This is a genomic window from Sodalinema gerasimenkoae IPPAS B-353, from assembly GCF_009846485.1.
GTDB classification, from domain to species: domain Bacteria; phylum Cyanobacteriota; class Cyanobacteriia; order Cyanobacteriales; family Geitlerinemataceae; genus Sodalinema; species Sodalinema gerasimenkoae.
On sequence record NZ_ML776472.1, the window covers coordinates 4,544,017 to 4,559,984 of the forward strand.

Consider the following 15,968-nt stretch of genomic DNA (forward strand, 5'->3'; position numbering starts at 1 on the left):
ATGATTTAGGGGCCATGGCTCTTGCCTTTAGGCGTTGCACTGTGCTAGAATACCAAAGCGAAAATTTCGTGCGGACGTGGCGGAATTGGTAGACGCGCTAGATTTAGGTTCTAGTACCGCAAGGTGTGAAGGTTCAAGTCCTTTCGTCCGCATTGTATAATTAAAAAAGATTCCCGCAACGGGAATACCCCCAACCCCGGCTTCCCCCAAGCCGGGGTTCCCTTATGGCGGTTAATCCTTCTGAGTATCCGCCTCTCGCAGGGCGGCAATAATCTTGCTGTTAGCTTTGGGGAAGGGAAACTCATCGAGTTCATCTAACCTTACCCAGCGGATTTCCTGGGATTCGAGGGCTTGGGGTTCTCCCGATAGATGCCGACAGTGATAGACATGGAGAGAGACTTTGAAGTGACTGTAGGCGTGGCTGACGGTAATTAGGTGATTGCCGACTTCCACATCAATGGCCAGTTCTTCTTGGATTTCGCGGCGAATACAGTCGGGATACGATTCACCAGCTTCGAGTTTACCGCCAGGGAACTCCCACAGGCCCCCCAGGAGACCCTCCTCGGGACGGCGATCAATCAGAATTTGTTGGCGATCGTTCCAAATTACGGCCACGCCAATTTCTTTGTGGGGTAGGGGTGAACGGGATTCAGTCATGGGAAGATCGTGTTGAGTATGGGTTTGATAGGCTTGGCATTCATGCCGCCAGGGACAAAGTAGACAAGCGGGATTTTTGGGGGTGCAACAGGTGGCCCCCAAGTCCATGATGGCTTGGTTGAAGTCTCGGGGGTTTTGAGGATCGAGAAGTTGACCCGAGAGATCCCACAGTTCCGTTAAGGCTTTGGACGGGGGAACGGCTAGGGCAATCAGTCGGGCTAAGACTCGTTTAACGTTGCCATCGAGTAGGGGCTGAGGTTGGGCAAACGCAGCACTAAGAATTGCTCCAGCGGTACTGCGACCAATTCCGGGAAGAGCTAATACCTCATCATAGCTTTGGGGAAATTCCCCATGATGGCGATCGCAAATCTCTTGGGCACTTCGGTGCAGGTTGCGGGCCCGGGCATAGTAGCCTAATCCTTCCCAGGCTTTGAGAACCGTTTGTAAGTCGGCTTGGGCCAAACGTTGGACATCGGGGAACTGCTGCATCCACCGTTCAAAGTAAGGGAGAACGGTTTTCACTTGCGTCTGTTGCAACATCACTTCCGAAATCCAGATTCGGTACGGGGTGGGGTGATCTCGCCAGGGAAGCGATCGCCCCTGGTGACGATACCACTCCAGCAGCGATCGCCGTAACTGGTGTCGTTGAGCATCGCTGAATTGTCTCGAATGCACCCCCATTCCTCCATCACCGTGATTACAAACCCTGTCATTTTAAAGGATCTTGGCCCCGGCTTATCACCTCAGCCTTGGGTCTTGGTACTGCAACCTTTTCTATAAAACTGTCTCCAAAGTTACAATTCACATCAATTTATCCTGACTTTTTGTGTCAAGATATTCTGACAAAATAAGCGACAGTGGTAGTGATAAATCAGGTTTAAGCCTACGGCAGAGGGAGGCAAATTAAACCATCAATTTGGAGCAGTTTGATCTAAAATATGACTTAGGCATTCCACGGTTTTTAAATGGGTCGCCACAGCTTTCACATCACAACTGAATAGTGTTTTTCTCTTCACCTACCATGATGCAACTCTATCCCGCACCCACTAGGCTTCAGTCACTTGATGCTCACCGAGTTCCTGTGATGCGCCCCCATCGGGGTTCTCAGTTAGGCAGCGATCGCCCCACCTTCCCCACCATCTATTCCAGCCTTTCCCCTCAGGCCCTAATTTCAGACGTTTTGTCATCTTATGACATTGAGCGAGTGATCTCCTGTCAGTTTTGGAACCGGGGATTAAGTGATGTCTACTTAGTGCAAACCATCACCCGCTCCTATATTTTGCGAGTCTCTCATCACCACTGGCGCAGCCGTTCGGATGTCTATTTTGAATTAGAATTTCTCTCATTCTGTCGTGATCGCTGTTTACCCATCGCCTATCCCCTAAGAACGACCGATAATCGCCTCGCAGTAGAAATTAACGCCCCCGAAGGAGAACGTTATGCAGCCCTATTTGTCTTTGCAGAAGGGGAAGTGCCCCTAGGAGATGTCAACCCCACCCAAAGTTATCTCCTCGGGGAAACCCTAGCCCGCATCCATGAAGCGGCCCATCTCTTTCGCAGTCGCTATCATCGAGAACCCCTCTCCTTAGAGTATTTATTCGATCGCTCGTTGCATGTGATTTCCCCCTTCTTCTCCCATCGTCCCTGCGATCGCGACTATCTCAACCAGACCATCGCCGACAGCAAAGCCCGCCTAGAAGCCCTACCCCAATCCGAACCCCACTGGACCATTTGCTGGGGAGATCCCCATAGTGGCAACGCCCATTTTACTCCCGATGGTCGGGTGACCCTCTTTGATTTTGACCAATGCGGCTATGGCTGGCGGGCCTTCGATGTGGCCAAATTCCTCCATATTGCTCTGCGAACCGGCATTAGTCGTAAAATTCGCGATGCCTTCCTCGTCGGCTATGAGAGCGTTAGCCCCCTCGAACCCATCGAAACAGAGATGTTTCAACCCCTCACCCAAGCAGCCCATCTCTGGAGTTGGGCGATCGCCGTCAACAACGCCATGATGGACAACCACAGTCGTCTGGACAACAGTTATTTCAGCCAACGCCTCGAACAACTCAAACTGCTGCGTTCTCCCGACTGGGGACTGTTCTAACCCAACGTAGGGGAACCCTCATCATGATCGAGGTTCCATTCCTCATCAACCCGTTGACGGGCCGCGACAAAATCTTGATGGAGTCCGAGCCAATCCAAGTCTGTCGCTGAACAATAGGTCACCATGCGTCCCCTTTGTAGATGTAACACCTGGGAGGCGAACTGACGCACCAGATCCAATTGATGATTTGCCATCACCAGAATCATCGATCGCTCCTGAGTCAGCGTCGAGAGGAGGCCCATTAACATCTCCCCCCGGCCCACATCGAGGGCGGAGGTGGGTTCATCGAGTAAGAGAACCTGCGGTTCCGTCGCCAAGGCCCGGGCGATCGCTACCCATTGGCGTTGTCCGAGAGACAATTGCAGTTCCGTCTTCGGCAACCAATCCGAGGGAATTTTCAGGCGATCGCACCACTCGTCAATCCGTCGCTGAATCTCTGCTGCCCCCACCCCCCGTAATTTCAGGGGATAGGCCATGGCCTCGATCACCGTCATCCCCAATAACGTCGACTCCTGAGGAACCAAAACAATTTGACGGCGTATCTCCAGAACAGGAAGTTCCCCCAACGGGCGATCGCCCCAGAGAATCCTCCCCGTCGTCGGGTCCTGTAACCGATTCAACAGCCGCAACAACAGAGATTTTCCTGCCCCCGAAATCCCCACCAGTCCCAGGCGATCGCCCCACGTCAGTTGTAGAGAAATCTCCTCAAGCAGCGTCAAGCGCCCTGAAGCCGTCGTCAGAGAAACGCGGTCAAGAGTTAAAGACATAGCAAATCCAGATACAATCGAGCCAACGTGGAGCCAACCCCTCAATGATGCCATGACCGCTGACCCCCTACCTCGTCTCTCGATTCTCGGAAGTCCCGTCCATCTCCATCCCAACTATTGCCAATGGCTGCGATCGCAACTTGATCAGCAGCGGGGCCTGCATGTGGTCACCCTCAACGCCGAAATGACCATGCAAGCCCAACAAAACCCCCAACTCGCCGCCGCCATTCAGCAGGCAGACTTAGTCATTCCCGATGGGGCCGGCGTTGTCTTGTACCTGAAACTCGTCGGCCAACCCTGCCAACGCCAACCAGGAATCGAACTCGCCCAACAACTCCTTGCCCAACTGTCTCCCCAAGAACCCGTCGTCTGTTATGGCGGCAAGCCCGAGGTGATCCAACAGGCCGCCCGTCACCTGCGTCAGCAATATCCTCACCTCACCCTCAGCGGTGTCTATCACGGCTATCTCAACCAAGACGAACAACACCAACTCCTGCAAGACTTACACCAGCAACAACCCGCCGTCATCCTAGTGGGGCTAGGAGTTCCCCGACAAGAACTCTGGATTCAACACCATCGCCATCACTGTCCCCGGGCCATCTGGATTGGCGTGGGGGGTAGCTTTGACATCTGGGGCGGCGTGAAACCCCGCGCTCCCCGATGGATGGGAGATAATCATTTAGAATGGGCCTACCGGCTGTATCAAGAACCCTGGCGTTGGCGCAGAATGTTGGCTCTCCCTAAATTTGCCTGGAATGCCCTAGTAGAGATTATGATGGGCAATAGGCAAGGAAAACGGGACAAACAAGCTAAAAGAACTCAGAAATAGGCCTCACTCGCCCCTACCTAACAGGATGTCCCAACACCATCGATGGGGATGTATTGTCTCATCGTTCGTCTGCATGGTTCGTCATCGTCTTGCCCTTGTCTCCTTTTCATTATAATGACCAGACAATAACCCGCTAGGAGTGATTTGCTGTTGTGAAACTAGGTGATTGGATTGCTGTTATTTGCTTTGTTGTCGCCCTCGTCATCATCTGGGAGTTTCGCGAAGCCCTCCTTTTGGTACTGGGTGCGGTGGTCTTGTCGATTGCCCTCAACAGCTTGGTTCGGCTTCTGCAAGCCTGGGGCGATCTCTTTGGGATAAAGCTCTCACGGGGCATGGCAGTTTTGATTTCTATCGTCTTGGTTGGGCTATTTGGCACCTTGTTTTTTGCCCTAGTGGCGCCCCCGTTTATCAATCAGTTTCAACAACTCATTGAACTAGCTCCCATTGGCTTTCAACGCTTCCTCAACTGGCTCGATCAAATTCGTGTCTCTCCCCCCGTTTGGCTCAACCTCGAACAACTGCAACTCCCCAACTTTTCAGAATTAGCTCAGCAGGTTGGCCCCTTAGCTCAAAATGTCATCGAAAACTTTGTCACCTTCTTTTCTAATTCCCTGGCGGTTTTAGTCAAACTGCTATTTGTCTTGGTCTTGACGGTGATGTTTCTGGTTGATCCCACCTCCTACCGCACCCTGCTGATTCGGCTGTTTCCCTCCTTTTACCGACGGCGAGCTGATAAAATTCTCACCCTCTGCGAAGAAGTCCTACTGGGCTGGATGGGGGGCATTGTTATTAACTCCATCTTTGTGGCCATCCTAAGTGCCATCGGTTTGGCGGCCTTGCAAGTTCGCTTTGTCTTTGCCCATGCCCTCTTGGCCGGAGTATTTAACTTTGTCCCCAACATTGGCCCGATGTTAAGCGTGATCTTTCCCATTTCGGTCGCCCTCTTGGATAGTCCCTTAAAAGCCTTAGGGGTTCTCATCTTGTACCTGGTGATCCAAAATGTGGAAAGTTACTGGTTTAGCCCCATGGTGATGCGGAAACAGATTTCCCTATTGCCCGCTGTTACCCTGACGGCTCAAATTTTCTTTGCCACGTTTTTAGGCTTGCTGGGGCTGATTTTAGCCTTACCCTTGGCTGTGGTCACCAAAACCTGGTTAGAAGAAGCCTTTTTCAAAGATTTTCTCGATCGTTGGGGGGGCACTCCCCGCAGTGAAATCTCCCGACAGATGGTGGCCATTGAAGATGCCCAACTCTCCCCGAGTCATGGAGAAATGGTAACCGAGGGGATGGCAGATCCTTGGGAGAGTTAATCAGAGGCGGATCGATCTTGAGAATTGACTTGACAGTTGAGCGATGAGTGGTCTTAATTATTGGTTAAGTATTAACGGGTTCGCACACCACACCAGGAAACACAAAAGCTTATGCAACTCATCAAACAACGGATTCTGTTCGGGTTGGCCGCCCTGGGCTTAGGGGGGACTCTCGTCCCGGAGGCGATCGCCCACAGTCATCGCCAAGAGAACAACGCCCCCGAGGTCGCCGCACGATTTGAACAGGCCGAAGTTGATTCGGGTCAATTCATTGCCATTGCTGCCCCTGTGGGGCGAACCAACGGCTACCAACTCCTGGTTGTGGAACAGCGTTCCAATAGCCGCCCCTGTTGGGAAGAACAGGGCAGCCAGCCCACGTTAGTCGATCCCCTCCTGCTGGAGTTTGACTTTACAGGCGTTTGTGGCCGCAGCACCGATAGTAATGGCTACTCCATCCGGGCCGGACAGCAAGATTTGGGATTACGCTACAGTCTCCAAGTCAGACAACGGAACGGAGAACTGGTGTTGATGGGAATTCCTATGGGGGGCGATCGCAGCCTCCCTCGGTTGCAACTCGGACGAACCCGTGGACCGGCTGATGGGGGGTTTTATCGCATTCATCTCGATCCCGGTTGGCGCTTTACCCGTCGCAGCTACCAGGGACAAGGCCTAGGTCATATCTATCTCACCCATGACCTAACTTTGGCACAATTAGCGGACCAACCGGCCTCCCCTCCCAGTCCGTCTGTCCAAGACCCGGTTCCCACTGCACAGCCTCAGACCCCCGCTCAAGGTAGTGTGACCTTACAGGAGTCCGACGCCTCCGAGTCCTCGTTAGAGACTCCCAACACCATCGAGTTTGGCGATGACCCCCGCACGATGCCCTCGGGGGATGACCGTTCTGCCCCCAGTACGGGTTTACCGTCCTTGACCCCTGAAGGGGCTAATCAAGAGAGCCTAATCTACGATGAGGTCGAAGACCAACCCTTTGCCGCCCCCGTGCTGCGGCAACAATTCCCTAATTCCCCCCTCCCTGCCTTCCGGGACGAAAGTTGACGCCAATAGATGCTCGCCAGGACTTGACAAACACTTGTCTTTGTGCTAGCGGCGTTTGGGTTGACGAGCGCGTTGTCGCACCTGTTGCTGTAACTGCTGAAAATCTCCCTCGACTTCTTGGCGAAGACTGCGGTTATTTGGATCGGTGCGCAACGCCTTTTTCAGATAGATGTGCGCTTTACGAAACTCGCCTCGGGTCATGGCGTGACGGGCCACGCGCTGATAGGTCACTGCTTGCCACTGACGCACTTCGAGATCGACCGCCAGTCGTTGCGATAACCCTTCCACGAGGGCGATCGCATAGGCAAACTTGCCTTGACTGAGTAACCCTTGCAGACGATAGTAGGCCTGAGACTTCAACTGACGCTCGAAGGGGGACAGTTGGGGGTGATGGCGGAACGGTGAGGCGGGTTGAGGGGCAGCCTCTTGAGGGGCCCGGGGTGGCGGCGTCGTAGCCGGATGCACCGGAGGGGCCGTTGTGGGGACTGGCCCCTGAGAGATAGGGGGTGTGGCCGGAGCCACCTCTAAGAGAACCTGATAGGCCTGATGCAAGCGCACAAAGGGATCATGAGGGAGTCCAGGATTGAGATCCGGATGTAACCGTCGCGCCAAGCGCCGATAAGAGGCTTTTACCTCAGCTAAACTCGCGTGAGGGGTTAATCCTAACAGGCGATAACAATCCAGTAACTCCATGGAGGCTCAACAAGAGGGCAAAAAAAGAGGACTTCCCCCGGATTGTAGCCGAGAGAAGCCCGATTCAGCCAATTAGACCGGCTTTCCTTCCAAGACGCGATCGATTAATCCGTATTCCTTGGCCTGTTCGGCGGAGAGAAAGAAATCTCGATCCATATCTTTCTCGATTTTCTCAAGGGGCTGTTTCGTGTTGGCCGCATAAATCTCATTCAACTGATGGCGAATCCGCAGAATTTCCTTCGCCTCAATTTGAATGTCACTGGCTTGGCCACGAGTTCCCCCAGAGGGTTGGTGAATCATAATCCGGGAGTGGGGCAACGCCAGACGTTTACCGGGGGTTCCAGCGGCCAGCAAGAAAGACCCCATCGAGGCCGCTAAGCCGACACAAATGGTCACCACATCGGCTTTAATATGCTGCATGGTGTCATAGATAGCCATCCCGGAACTGACCACCCCACCGGGAGAATTGATATAGACCATGATGTCTTTATCGGGGTCTTCGGAGGCTAAATATAGCATCACCGCAATGACTTGATTGGCGAGTTCATCGTCAATATCCCGACCGATGAAGATAATCCGCTCCCGATAGAGGCGGTTATAAATATCAATCCACTGGGTGTAGGTATCCCCAGGCATTTGATACGGAACTTTAGGTACGCCAATAGGCATAACGTGAAATTCTCCCTTAAAACGATAAAGATAGTGAAGGGTGGCCCGCAATGGGCATTCCCTGAATGGACATTCAATGAATGGAGATGGCGGTGTGGCTTAGGATACGCCCGCCAGTTGTTGAGTGTGTTTGTCCCCTTTCTCACTGACGAGAACGCGGTCAATGAGGCCATAGTCTTTGGCTTGTTCTGGGGTTAGATAGAACAAGCGATCCATATCCTTGGCAATTTTCTCAACGGAATGACCCGTGTTCTGAGCAAAAATTTCCAACATAGTGGCCTTGTTAGCCAGGACTTCCTTAGCCCGAATTTGGATATCGGTGGCTTGTCCTTGGGCAAAGCTTTTCGGCTGTTGCAAGATAATCGAGGCATGGGGCAAACTGGCACGACAGCCAGGAGTCCCAGCAGACAACAGCATTGCGGCCATTCCCATCGCCGTTCCCAGACAAATGGTATGAACGGGGGGCTTAATGTAGTTGAGGGTATCGCAAATGGCAAAGGCTTCGGTTTCAAAGCCAACGGGTTCCCCGCCATAGTTGGAGGTTCCCGTGGAGTTGATATAGATTTTAATGGGTTTGTCGGGGTCGTCGTACTGTAAGTAAAGCAGTTGGGCGATGATCAACTCCGTCACTTGAGCAACCAGAGGCATTCCCAAATAGACGATGCGCTCTTTGAGAAGCAGGGAGGGCAAATCTGGGGGAGGAGTGCGATTAGGGGAACTGCCGTAATAGGGAGATTGGACAGCTTGAATCGGTAGGTTCATAGGATACTTGTAACTAGACGGCTGGCTTGGACTTGCTTAGACTCGCTCTTGACGCCGCGATTCAGCCTTTTAGATATCTTAACGTCTTTGGGGGATCGGCTTGGGGGATTGAGCGCGGGCGATCGCCCCAAAGACGGGGAAACTAGGGAAGTTCCACGGAGGTGGGTTTGGCGATATGCGGTAATCCCCAGCCGAGTTTCTCCCGTAAGACTCGGAAAAACTCCGTTGGGCGCAGACGCAGAAAGCGAGCGGTATAGTCAGATTTTTCGATAACGACGCGATCGTCGGGTAAGACATAGCAGCCGGCGTTGCCATCAACAACCATCATCATCCGTTCCCGAGTCGCCGGTAGCACGTGCACCGATTCCGTGTCTGAGAAAATCAGGGCCCGGGAGGCGAGGGAGTGGGGACAAATCGGCACTAACTGGAGAACTTGGACATTGGGGGTAATCACCGGGCCACCGGAGGAGAGGGCATAGGCCGTCGAACCGGTGGGGGTAGAGACGATGACGCCGTCAGCGGCAATATCGACGGGGGAATGTTGTCCCACCATCACCTCGAAGTGACACATACTCGTGAGGGGTTCCCGATGTAACACCATCTCATTGAGACAGAGGGCCTCCCAAAGAACGGTCCCCTCTCGCAAGACGCGCACGGTCACCATAGTGCGTTCTTCGATGCGACAATGTCCCTGAAAGACGGCCTCTAGGGCGCTGTCGAGTTGGCTGAGATAGGTTTCGGTCAGAAATCCCATATGTCCCGTGTTGACGGTCAATAGGGGAATTCCCAGGGGCGCCACCTGGCGGAAGGCGGCTAACACAGTCCCGTCGCCCCCGAGGACGATGCCAAAGTCAAAGTCTTTATCAAAGCCAGGGGGAACTAAGCCATGAATGGGAGTATGACACACAGGGCTGTCGGGTTTGGAGTGGCCCAAAATGCCTCCCATTCCCGTAACGACCCGCACCTGACATCCTCGGGCGGTTAGAGCCTGTTCCAGTTGCGTTTTGACGCGACAGGCGGCGGGTTTAACTTCGTTGTAGATAATGCCAACTTTCGGCACGCTCGGAGTTTACCTCTTAGGTTGTACGTTTAACAATCTGTTGAGGGATGGCGATGATCCCAGAGTATCTTCCCACGAATGTTCCTCAGGACAATGGTCTGGTTTAGGAGTTTGGGGGCTAATCTGAGGATTTGAAGGGCGATCGCTGCCGTTTCTTGCGTGCTTTGGTTTTTTCTTGTTCGTACTCAATTTCTTTGAGTTTCTTCATAATACGACTGTGATACTCTTGCAAGTAGGCTTCTAGGGTGGTCATCTCGTTGGGATTGATATCAAAGACGGGATAGACCTCATCCATCTCGGCCATGAGGGGATTCCCCGAGGCCAGCACTTCGGCAAAATAAAGGCGATCGGCCACGTTCCAGCCCCATTGGAAGAAGCGGGCCGCCCGGCGCACGGTGCGTAATAACCCGAGAGGGGCCCGGGTAATGCGGGCGGTACGGCCCGAGAGCCGTTCACAAAGTTGGATAATATCGTCAGCACTCCAGGCCCGAGTTCCCACAACGGGATAGGTCTGATTGGCGGTTTCAGGAAGGCTGAGGGCCTTCACAGCAAATTTGGCAATATCCTGGGTGTTGGCGTAGGCGATGGGGGCCGCTTTTCCCGTAATCCAAACCGGTTGGTTGTCTAGGATGGGGATGGCATATTGGCCAATTAGCCCCTGCATAAAGCCGGCCAGTTGTAAGACGGTGTAGTTGAGTCCTGACTCGGCCAGAAATCGCTCAGTACAGCGTTTGATTTCCATCAGCGGCACGTCAGGATACTGGTGGTTGTTGAGAATAGAACAGAAGACAAACCGCTCCACCCCGGCTTGGCGGGCCGCTTGGATTAGGGCAACTTTGCCATCCCAATCTACTTCTTTAATACTCAGCGAGTCCGTAATGCGCACGGTGGCCGCATCAATGACATGGGTGATGCCCTCTAAGGCGGGAGGGAGGGTGCTTGGATCGCAGAGATCCCCACGGACCAGTTCTGCACCCCATTTTCTCAGAAATGAGGCTCGGTTGAAACTGCGGACAAGACAGCGGACCGAATATCCTTCGTCGATCGCTTGACGGGCAATTTGTCTTCCTAGGGTACCGGTGGCACCAACAATTAATAGGCTCATGGGGATCTCAGTAACGACAGTCGCTCCTCCTGACACAACTCCCAGCGCAGTAAGGATGGAGACAAGACGATAGACCGGGCAGACTCTAACTTGTCACAAATGTTAACATATATTAACGGCATGGCCACAAACTTCTCATATTCCGCGAGACATTTGCTCGAACGTTGTGTCACAGACGAGGTCGCTTGAGGGTTAGCTTCGGCAATACCCTGAGGTCAAGACGGCCAGGTTTTGCGTTAAAATGAATGCTAATTATGGATGAATCTCAGCCTACCCCCGACTCTCAGACTCCCCATTGTTCAGTTCGCCATCCGGTGAACCTGAGCGAGGTGCGATCGCGGCGATCGCAGCTGCTCGATGTGGACAAAGCCCAACGGATGGCCGCCTTCTTTAGTTGTCTCGGCGACCCAAATCGGTTGCGTATCCTCTCCGTCCTATCCCAGGGCGATCAATGCGTCTGTGACCTGGCGGCCGTGGTCAACATGAGCGAGTCAGCGGTCTCCCATCAACTTCGCACCCTCCGCGCCCATCGTATTGTGGGCTACCGACGGCAGGGGCGCAATGTGTTCTACTATCTCCAAGACGACCATGTGGCAACCCTCTATCATGAGATTGCCGAACATCTCGACGAACCCGAGGATTCGTGAGGGAGAGCCGTGTCCCCCCCACCTCCATTGAGACGACTTAAGCCTCTTCGCCCCCTTCAATTTTCAGGAGGAGGAACCCTAGACTCAGACCCAGTAAAATGAGGGTGGACGAGAGAATCGCTGCGTTAAAAATTTCTCCGCTCATAGTTTTTGATGTAATTTGATAGCGTTTGCCTGAACTACTCCCTAGTATAAAGCCGCAGGGGACAATTCCCTGTGCCTTGCTCCCCTATTGTCTCCTGTTGTCCCTATGTCACTGCCCCGCCTTGCCCTCACCCTTGGAGATCCCGCTGGAATTGGCCCAGAAATTGTCCTCAAGACCCTAGCAGACGCTCATTGTCCAAGGTGTGACATTACGGTGGTGGGCAGTCGTCGGGTGCTACAAGATACCTATAAACGCCTGCAACGGACTTGTGAAGTGACCGGTTGGCGCGATCGCTGTCAGCCCCTCCAAGATCCTGATGGTCTAACTCTCATTGATATTGACACAGACCCGGCGACTCCAGGAGAGGGAACCGCCGCCACCGGGGATGCCAGTTTTGCCTATCTTAAAGAGGCCATCGCCCGCACCCAAGCGGGAGAATTTGAGGGAATTGTCACCTCTCCCATTGCCAAATCCCTCTGGCATCAGGCGGGCCATTTCTATCCCGGCCAGACGGAGTGTTTGGCCCAGAAGGCGAATTGCGATCGCTTTGGCATGATGTTTGTGGGGCGATCGCCCCATACAGGCTGGACTCTACGCTCCCTACTCGCCACCACCCATATTCCCCTAAAAGATGTTCCCCAAGCCCTGACCCCGAATCTCCTAACTCAGAAGTTAGATTTACTGGTGGAGTCTCTACAACGGGATTTCGGCATTGCTGCCCCCGATATTGCCATCGCGGGTCTGAACCCCCACAGTGGGGAGGCGGGAGATTTAGGCCGGGAGGAAGTGGAGTGCTTACAACCCTGGTTAGAGGAGGAACGGCGCAAACGTCCTGGGATTAAGTTACGGGGACTCACTCCCCCCGATACCCTCTGGGTGAACCCTGGACGGGCCTGGTTTGAACGGGCTGATGTGCCCGTCTCCGATGCCTATTTAGCCCTTTATCATGACCAAGGTCTCATCCCGGTGAAGCTGATGGCCTTCGACTTAGCGGTCAATACCACCATTGGCCTACCCTTTATCCGCACCTCCCCTGACCACGGAACCGCCTTTGATATTGCGGGTAAGGGGATTGCCAGTACCACCAGCACCCTGGCGGCGATCGCCCTGGCTCAAGACCTGGCCCTGCGACGACAACGCCTTAACATCCATTAAACTCGATATCCTTAACATCTGTTTAAATTGCCCGTCCCAATACGAAGATTCACAACAATTTAAGGTTTCCGGGGCAATAGGCAAAAACTTGATGACTATACTAGAAATATGAGTTGATATCGATAGTTTTCGGGGTTTTGGCCCCCCGGTTTAGCCGTTTGAGAACTGAAACGAGCGCCCGATAGCATAAAAACGAGCTTCTGTCAACTCATCGCTCCCGCTCAGCTTAGATCGGATGGTGAATAGTCCGTTAACAATACCCCATCGCTATTCACCCTTGAGAACACTTCACTGCTATAAGGTTCGCCATGGTTTACGACGTACTGATTATTGGCGGCGGCGTGATTGGCTGTACCATTGCCCGAGAACTGAGTCGCTATGCCATTACCACCGCCCTAATCGAGAAAGAAGGGGAAGTGGGCTTTGGAACCAGCAAAGCCAATAGCGGCATCATTCACGGCGGTCATCACGGTCCCCCGGAAACACTCAAAGGACAACTCGAATGGGAGGGAAACCAACAGTGGGATACCCTCTGCGATGAACTTGGATTTGGCTTTAAACGCATTGGTGAACTCACCGTTGCCATGGCCGAAGACCAACTCCCCACCCTAGAAAAACTCCAGGATTATGGAAACCGCAAAGGGGTTCCCGGCTTAGAACTCTGGGATCGCGATCGCATCCAAGCCGAAGAACCCCACATTAGCCAGGAGGCGATCGCCGCCCTCTACGCCCCCACCACCGGAGTCATCAACCCCTACGAAGCCTGTTTCGGCCTGGCAAAAAACGCCGCCTTAAATGGAGTGGAGATCAAGTGCGATCGCCCCGTCACTGGTATTCGCCAAGAGGGAGAGACCTGGATTGTAGAAACCCCCCAAGAGACCTTTCAGGGGCGCTTTATCCTCAACGCCGCCGGACTCTACGCCGACAAAATCGCCGAGATGGCTGGAGTCAGAACCTTCCGCATTCGTCCCCGTAAAGGGGAAGAATACCTCCTCGACAAACGGCTGCAAGGCTTCATCAAACGCGTCATCTTTCCCTGTCCCACCGCCGTCTCCAAAGGCATCCTAGTGATTCCTACCTACGACGGAACCCTGATGGTGGGGCCCACCGCCGAGTATGTCGACAGCAAAGAAGACCTCACCACCACCGCCGCCGGTGGCCAAAACGTCTTTAGCCATGTCACCCAGGTCGTTCCCGGTATTAGTGCCCGAGATTGCATCGCCGAATTTGCCGGCTTGCGGGCCGTCACCGACAGCGAAGACTTCATCATCGGCCCCACCGCCAAACCCGGATTCATTAACGTTGCCGGGATTCAATCCCCCGGACTGACCGCGGCCCCGGCGATCGCCACCCTCCTGGTCGATATACTCGGAGATGAAGGCTTATCCCTCAACCCCAAAGACGACTTCATCCCCACCATCCCCAAACCCATCCATTTCGCCAGCCTCTCGACTGAAGAACAAATCAAATTAGCAGACCAAGACCCCAGTTATGGGCGGATCGTTTGTCGCTGCGAGTTCATCAGCGAAGGGGAAATCCGGGATGCCATTCGTCGCGGGGCCCGTACCCTCGATGGCATCAAATTCCGCACCCGGGCTGGAATGGGGCGCTGTCAGGGGGGCTTCTGTACCGGCCGCTGCATGGAACTAATCCGCGACGAACTCGGCATTCCCCTAACGGCCATTACCAAACGAGGGGGTGACTCCTGGGTGGCCCGTCCACGACATGAAGAGGTTTCCCAATCATGCTAATTACCAATCCCAAACACCTCAAACCCGATTATGATGTGGTCGTCGTCGGTGGTGGCCCCGCTGGTATGGGGGCGGCGATCGGGGCCAAGGAAAGCGGCGCCGAACGAGTCCTGGTGGTCGATCGCGAAAAAGAAGCGGGAGGGGTTCTGTTGCAATGTATCCATCCCGGCTTTGGCCTACATCATTTCAAAGAAGAACTCACCGGCCCCGAATATGCCCAACGCTATCTCGAACAGGTTTTAGACCAAGATATTGACCTGGCCACTGATAGCTATGTCCTGGATTTAGATCGAGACAACCGCGTCAAACTCATGTCCGGCCAAGCTGGGGTGAATGTTCTGTCGAGTAAAGCCGTGGTGTTGGCCATGGGGGCGCGAGAACGAACCCGAGGGGCCATCCGCACCCCAGGAACCCGCGTCTCCGGGGTTCTCACGGCGGGTTTAGCCCAACGCTTTGTCAACATGATGGGTTTATTGCCGGGGAACCGGGCCGTCATTCTTGGATCTGGGGATATCGGCTTGATTATGGCCCGACGGCTGACCCTAGAAGGGGTTGAAGTGGTGGGCGTGTATGAAATTATGCCCCATGCCAACGGCTTGAACCGCAATATCGTTCAATGTCTCCATGACTTCGATATTCCCCTACATTTGTCCACCACCGTTGTAGATATCCATGGGGGCGATCGCCTCGAAGCCGTCACCGTCGCCCCCGTGGATGGTTTTACCCCCGATATGAGTCGCAGTCAGCGGATTCCCTGTGACACCCTGCTGCTGTCCATCGGTCTGATTCCCGACAACGAATTAGCCCGTCAGTTAAACCTACGCTTCGACCCCGTGACCAGCGGCCCCCTAGTGGCCAGTACCATGGAAACCAGCAAAGATGGGGTGTTCGCCTGTGGCAATACGGTTCATATTCACGACTTAGTGGATTTCGTCAGTCAGGAGTCGGAACTGGCCGGACGCAACGCCGGACTCTACGCCCGGGGCCAACAGCCGCCCCCCGATAATATTCGGCTAATTCCCGGAGAGAATGTGGCCTACTGTGTTCCCCAAACTATTTCGAGCGATCGCGACCACACGGTTTATATGCGAGTTCGTCAACCCATGGAGAATTGTCTGTTACGTCTTGGAGATGTGTACGAGAAGAAAATCCGTTTTGTTCTCCCCGCCGAAATGGTCAACATCAAAGTACGGCCCAAGTTTTTACAACAGTTCCATGGGGACAGTCTACGAGTTGACATTGCGCCCCAACAGTAACC

At 53.8% G+C, this 15,968-nt stretch carries 16 protein-coding genes and 1 tRNA gene; 9 read left to right on the forward strand and 8 right to left on the reverse strand.

Annotated features, from left to right (window positions below; translation table 11 throughout):
* The first annotated feature begins 70 nt into the window (after window positions 1–70).
* A tRNA-Leu gene (locus L855_RS19775) sits at window positions 71–152 on the forward strand.
* A 79-nt stretch (window positions 153–231) separates the two neighbouring features.
* On the opposite strand, the gene mutY is transcribed toward L855_RS19775, so the two are convergent.
* Window positions 232–1,332: an A/G-specific adenine glycosylase gene (mutY, locus tag L855_RS19780; protein WP_246199165.1), complete on the reverse strand. Its 1,101-nt coding sequence runs from the start codon at window positions 1,330–1,332 to the stop codon at window positions 232–234.
* A gap of 346 nt (window positions 1,333–1,678) precedes the next feature.
* Between mutY and L855_RS19785 the strand changes: the two genes are divergently transcribed.
* Window positions 1,679–2,761 (forward strand): phosphotransferase, encoded by a 1,083-nt coding sequence (locus tag L855_RS19785; RefSeq protein ID WP_246199173.1) that lies wholly within the window; start codon window positions 1,679–1,681, stop codon window positions 2,759–2,761.
* Here L855_RS19785 and L855_RS19790 read toward each other — a convergent pair.
* Entirely contained in the window at window positions 2,758–3,528 is a 771-nt protein-coding gene (locus L855_RS19790; RefSeq protein ID WP_159790652.1) for an ABC transporter ATP-binding protein, read from the reverse strand. The genes L855_RS19785 and L855_RS19790 overlap by 4 nt on opposite strands.
* A gap of 52 nt (window positions 3,529–3,580) precedes the next feature.
* On the opposite strand from L855_RS19790, the gene L855_RS19795 reads away from it, so the two are divergent.
* From L855_RS19795 to L855_RS19805, 3 genes are all read left to right on the forward strand, one after another.
* On the forward strand, window positions 3,581–4,357 hold the full coding sequence (locus L855_RS19795; RefSeq protein ID WP_159790653.1) for a WecB/TagA/CpsF family glycosyltransferase: 777 nt from the start codon (window positions 3,581–3,583) through the stop codon (window positions 4,355–4,357).
* Between the two features lie 152 nt (window positions 4,358–4,509).
* A complete protein-coding gene (locus L855_RS19800) occupies window positions 4,510–5,667 on the forward strand; it encodes an AI-2E family transporter (RefSeq protein ID WP_159790654.1) in 1,158 nt (385 codons plus the stop codon).
* Between the two features lie 111 nt (window positions 5,668–5,778).
* Window positions 5,779–6,723, forward strand: coding sequence for a DUF3747 domain-containing protein (locus L855_RS19805; RefSeq protein ID WP_159790655.1), 945 nt, complete (start codon window positions 5,779–5,781; stop codon window positions 6,721–6,723).
* A 45-nt stretch (window positions 6,724–6,768) separates the two neighbouring features.
* Here L855_RS19805 and L855_RS19810 read toward each other — a convergent pair whose 3' ends face one another.
* The 5 genes from L855_RS19810 to L855_RS19830 all read right to left on the reverse strand — a co-directional run bounded on the left by L855_RS19810 (window position 6,769) and on the right by L855_RS19830 (window position 11,012).
* Window positions 6,769–7,416, reverse strand: coding sequence for a J domain-containing protein (locus L855_RS19810; protein WP_159790656.1), 648 nt, complete (start codon window positions 7,414–7,416; stop codon window positions 6,769–6,771).
* A gap of 72 nt (window positions 7,417–7,488) precedes the next feature.
* Complete coding sequence (locus L855_RS19815) at window positions 7,489–8,085, reverse strand: ATP-dependent Clp protease proteolytic subunit (protein WP_159790657.1); 597 nt, start codon at window positions 8,083–8,085, stop codon at window positions 7,489–7,491.
* A 99-nt stretch (window positions 8,086–8,184) separates the two neighbouring features.
* Window positions 8,185–8,847 carry an ATP-dependent Clp protease proteolytic subunit gene (locus L855_RS19820; RefSeq protein WP_159790658.1) on the reverse strand — a complete coding sequence of 221 codons (663 nt, stop codon included), beginning with the start codon at window positions 8,845–8,847 and terminating at the stop codon, window positions 8,185–8,187.
* Between the two features lie 142 nt (window positions 8,848–8,989).
* The gene (locus tag L855_RS19825; protein WP_159790659.1) at window positions 8,990–9,907 is read right to left on the reverse strand and encodes an NAD(+) kinase; all 918 of its coding nucleotides are present in this window, start codon (window positions 9,905–9,907) and stop codon (window positions 8,990–8,992) included.
* 118 nt (window positions 9,908–10,025) lie between these two features.
* On the reverse strand, window positions 10,026–11,012 hold the full coding sequence (locus L855_RS19830) for an SDR family oxidoreductase (protein ID WP_159790660.1): 987 nt from the start codon (window positions 11,010–11,012) through the stop codon (window positions 10,026–10,028).
* A 254-nt stretch (window positions 11,013–11,266) separates the two neighbouring features.
* Here L855_RS19830 and L855_RS19835 point away from each other — a divergent pair, with 254 nt between their 5' ends.
* Entirely contained in the window at window positions 11,267–11,659 is a 393-nt protein-coding gene (locus L855_RS19835) for an ArsR/SmtB family transcription factor (protein WP_246199199.1), read from the forward strand.
* Between the two features lie 37 nt (window positions 11,660–11,696).
* Here the strand turns inward: L855_RS19835 and petM are convergent, their stop codons facing one another.
* A complete protein-coding gene (petM, locus tag L855_RS19840; protein ID WP_159790662.1) occupies window positions 11,697–11,804 on the reverse strand; it encodes a cytochrome b6-f complex subunit PetM in 108 nt (35 codons plus the stop codon).
* Between the two features lie 105 nt (window positions 11,805–11,909).
* Here petM and pdxA point away from each other — a divergent pair, with 105 nt between their 5' ends.
* The 3 genes from pdxA (at window position 11,910) to L855_RS19855 (ending at window position 15,966) form a co-directional block, all read left to right on the forward strand.
* On the forward strand, window positions 11,910–12,959 hold the full coding sequence (pdxA, locus tag L855_RS19845) for a 4-hydroxythreonine-4-phosphate dehydrogenase PdxA (RefSeq protein WP_159790663.1): 1,050 nt from the start codon (window positions 11,910–11,912) through the stop codon (window positions 12,957–12,959).
* 308 nt (window positions 12,960–13,267) lie between these two features.
* Window positions 13,268–14,710: an NAD(P)/FAD-dependent oxidoreductase gene (locus tag L855_RS19850; RefSeq protein ID WP_159790664.1), complete on the forward strand. Its 1,443-nt coding sequence runs from the start codon at window positions 13,268–13,270 to the stop codon at window positions 14,708–14,710.
* Window positions 14,704–15,966: an NAD(P)/FAD-dependent oxidoreductase gene (locus tag L855_RS19855; protein WP_159790665.1), complete on the forward strand. Its 1,263-nt coding sequence runs from the start codon at window positions 14,704–14,706 to the stop codon at window positions 15,964–15,966. Before L855_RS19850 ends, L855_RS19855 begins: the two co-directional genes overlap by 7 nt.
* Window positions 15,967–15,968 lie beyond the last annotated feature (2 nt).